The following is a 3,097-nucleotide window of genomic DNA, read 5'->3' as shown; positions in this document are numbered from 1 at the left end:
CGCGCACCTCCAGCGCGCTCACCGCCGTCATCGCAAGCCGCGCACCCGACATCCCAAGAGGATGCCCAAGCGCTATGCCGTGAACACCTTTCAGGGCGCCGGCGGGGCGGCCGATGGGGGTGTGCGCGAAGGCCCAGATAAAGGTGTCAGCCATTGTCGTCTCCCAGATGAATGAGGGCTCAGGCGGCGGCGCCGGACACCGCGGCATGCACCCGGAACCGCTTGTCCATTGACTTCTCCCAAAGGGCTGAGGTGCGGGTGCGGCATTGACAATACGGCCCATCCAAATAAAAGATCAACCGATCGTTTTTTTAACTAAAGAGGCCCATCTGAGCCGGGAAGGCGGACCAATGCCCACATGGCCCACCAGAGCAGTGCATTCGGCCGTGCCGCTCCTGCTGGATCGGCGCGACGCTTGGATGGAGGTGATGCTCATGGGCCTGGTTCTTGGCGAAGATGATGGTCTTGCCGAGGCGGTCGCCACCCGCGACCTTCAGCCCGTGGGTCATGACGTGGGCGATGACCTTGTCCACCGTGTCGGCGTTGAACAGCCACTTATTGAGTGCCTCGGCCTCCACGCTGTCGGGCGGGTCGCCGTCTTCCTCGTCCCACTCCAGCATGTCCCACTGGTCCTGCTCTGCCTCCGACAGCTCGTCATAATGGATGCCCTCGCGCAGAAACCGGGTTGGCACGGAGAGGGTGACGGGCGGAACCAGCCATTCGTCCGCGATCGCCTGGTCGAGCGAATAGGCGTCGGTCGGCACGCCCTCTTCCAGGTCGAACAGGCCATAGGTGTTGCGGTCGATCTCATCGCGCGGGGTGGCGGTCAGCCCCACCAGCAGGCTTTCGAAATAATCGAAGATCGCGCCGTAGCGCTGGTAGATGGAGCGGTGGGCCTCGTCCATCACCACCAGATCGAAATGGCCGGGACCGAAGCGGGCGGCCCCGCCCTTGCGCTCGTCGATGAGGTTCATCATGGTCGGATAGGTGGAGAGGAACACGCGGCCCGCCGCGGTCTTCTCGGTCACCAGATTGACCGGCGTGGCGAGAAAGAGCACGCGCTTCACCCAGCCGGCGCGCATCAGCACGTCCACCAGGGCAATCACCGTGCGGGTCTTACCCGAGCCGGTGGCCATGACGAGCAGCGCCTTGCGCTGCTTGCGGGCGTCGAACGCCTCCTTGTCCCGCGCGATGGCCCGCTCCTGATAATAGCGGTCGGCGATCTTGCGGTTGACGGGCAGCCCGGTGAGCGGCTGGCGGGTGATGCGCCGCTGGATCAGCAGCTGAAGCTCGTCCTTGGTATAGAAGCCGGACACCTTGCGCGGCGGCGCGGCGCCATCGTCCCAGATCCAATGGTCATAGCCATTGGTGGTGAAGATCACCGGGCGCTGGCCGAACTGGGCTTCCAGGCAATCCGCATAGAGCTTGGCCTGCTGACGGCCCTCATGTTCGCCGCGGCGGGTCCGCTTGGCCTCCACCAGGCCCAGCAGCTTGCCGTCGTCGCCCCACAGTACATAGTACACGAAGCCCTGGCCTTGCGCATTGGGCATGCCGGTGACCGGATATTCCCGGTCCCGCGGCGCATCGAGCGGCCGGCCGGCTTCCTTCAGCAACAGGTCGATGAAGCGGTCGCGGGTTTCGGCCTCGGAATAATCGTGGGTGTCGGGCCGGGCCGCGTTGGCGCGGCGGATGGCGTCGCGCTCGGCGCGGGCGGCCTGGAGCTGGGCGTCGAGATCACCCTGGTCGCGCAGCAGCGCGGCGAAGGCGTGGTCCTTCGCCTCCATCTCGGCCTTGAGCCGGGTGAGTTCGGCGAACGCCTTGCGCACCAGATCGTCGCGCCGGGTGAGGGGCCTTGGCATAGGTGCGCGCCAGCCAGAAGCACAGGTGGAACAGCTCGCGCACCGCCCCTTCGGCATCCTTCGCCGCGGTCTCGCGCGCCTCGTGGACGGCGCGATTGCCGATGCCGATGATGAGCTTCGCCTTGGTGAACACTGCCTGCCCGGCGCGGGCCTTGAAGCTCGGCTCGTGGATCAGCGCGGAGATTCGGTTGTCATAGGGAAAGGTGAGGGCCCCATCGTTGCGATAGACCCATTGCACCGCCAGTTCCAACGTGCGCCGGGCATGGAAGGCCGCCGCGCGCGGATCGCTGGCCCCATAGCCTTCCGCCTTCTTCGCGCTGTCGAATATCTCCGGGAACTCGGCGGCGAGGAAGGCGAAGTTGGACATGAGCGCGTCCTAGAGCTGTCCGGTGAATGCGCGGTGCTGGAGGGAGGCGAAGAGAGAATCAAATTGTGCGAAACAGCCCCTCATTTTCCGCCTCCTCTTTCGAATTTTGTTAAATTTCCGAGAAAAATTTTCTTGCAATTCGAGTGGTGGAATTAATATCTGCAGTTTCCTAAAATCGGCCAAATGCAGATGACGCATTGAAATCTCCTTAGACGATTTTCGTATCTGCCACTGTAGTCCTTCCGTACATAGCTGCGCGGCGAGAAATGTTGAATTTCCTTGATATTTTATTGAATTCAAAAGAAAAATACTGACGAATATGCCAAATTCGTCATCTGTATCGACCAGACATGGAACTCCAATGGCTCCATCCTTCGAAACCAGTATGTCGCCTCTTTCGGGTTTCACACGTCTAGTGAGCTCGGCGCGGGCTTCCACTGATACGAATTTCGCGCCGTTAAATGACAATGAGCCGCCGGTAATATGACTCACTGTTACGAAGGGTATACCAGTCTCTACATATTTCGGCGTGGCGTGCGCGCCATCACGAATCACCGAGCACACGTCATTGAGCGGCATTTTCTTCGCAACGCAGTTCGCCCTCCCAAACATCTCCAGAAAGATCGACTCGGGCAGGCTGTCGAGGAGGGCGAGGGCCTGCCGGCGCTTGCGGCGCAGCGCATCGGCCTTGTCCAGGATCGCCGCAATCCGCTTCTGCTCGTCGAGGGGCGGGAGGGGGATTTGAAGACGATCGACCATTGAACGGGTCACATGTTGTAGCCCCACCCCGCCGTGTGACCTGAGCCCCAGAACCTCCTCCAGATTTGGGTAGAGTCCGTCGATCACGGAGACGGACGATGCGAGCCTCACG

The 3,097-nt window shown here is 62.0% G+C and carries 3 protein-coding genes and 1 pseudogene; all 4 read right to left on the bottom strand.

Annotated features, from left to right (window positions below; genetic code table 11):
• Positions 1 to 82, bottom strand: a pseudogene (locus FZ033_RS23860) (hypothetical protein); the annotation flags it as partial.
• Between the two features lie 229 nt (positions 83 to 311).
• Entirely contained in the window at positions 312 to 1,550 is a 1,239-nt protein-coding gene (locus tag FZ033_RS24485; RefSeq protein WP_232847642.1) for a DEAD/DEAH box helicase family protein, read from the bottom strand.
• A 184-nt stretch (positions 1,551 to 1,734) separates the two neighbouring features.
• On the bottom strand, positions 1,735 to 2,226 hold the full coding sequence (locus FZ033_RS24480) for a DUF4145 domain-containing protein (RefSeq protein WP_232847641.1): 492 nt from the start codon (positions 2,224 to 2,226) through the stop codon (positions 1,735 to 1,737).
• 9 nt (positions 2,227 to 2,235) lie between these two features.
• A partial coding sequence (locus FZ033_RS23850; protein ID WP_210247951.1) for a restriction endonuclease subunit S occupies positions 2,236 to 3,097 on the bottom strand: 862 nt, incomplete at its 5' end.

Source organism: Xanthobacter oligotrophicus (assembly GCF_008364685.1).
Taxonomy (GTDB): domain Bacteria; phylum Pseudomonadota; class Alphaproteobacteria; order Rhizobiales; family Xanthobacteraceae; genus Xanthobacter; species Xanthobacter oligotrophicus.
Note: the sequence above shows the minus strand (reverse complement) of the source record. Positions and strands in the feature narration are given on the sequence as shown.

What these genes read in the sequence shown, in the direction of transcription:
- FZ033_RS24485 (WP_232847642.1), bottom strand. Translation starts at nt 1,550, where the DNA reads ATGCCCAATGCGCAAGGCCAGGGCTTCGTGTACTATGTACTGTGGGGC.
- FZ033_RS24480 (WP_232847641.1), bottom strand. Translation starts at nt 2,226, where the DNA reads ATGTCCAACTTCGCCTTCCTCGCCGCCGAGTTCCCGGAGATATTCGAC.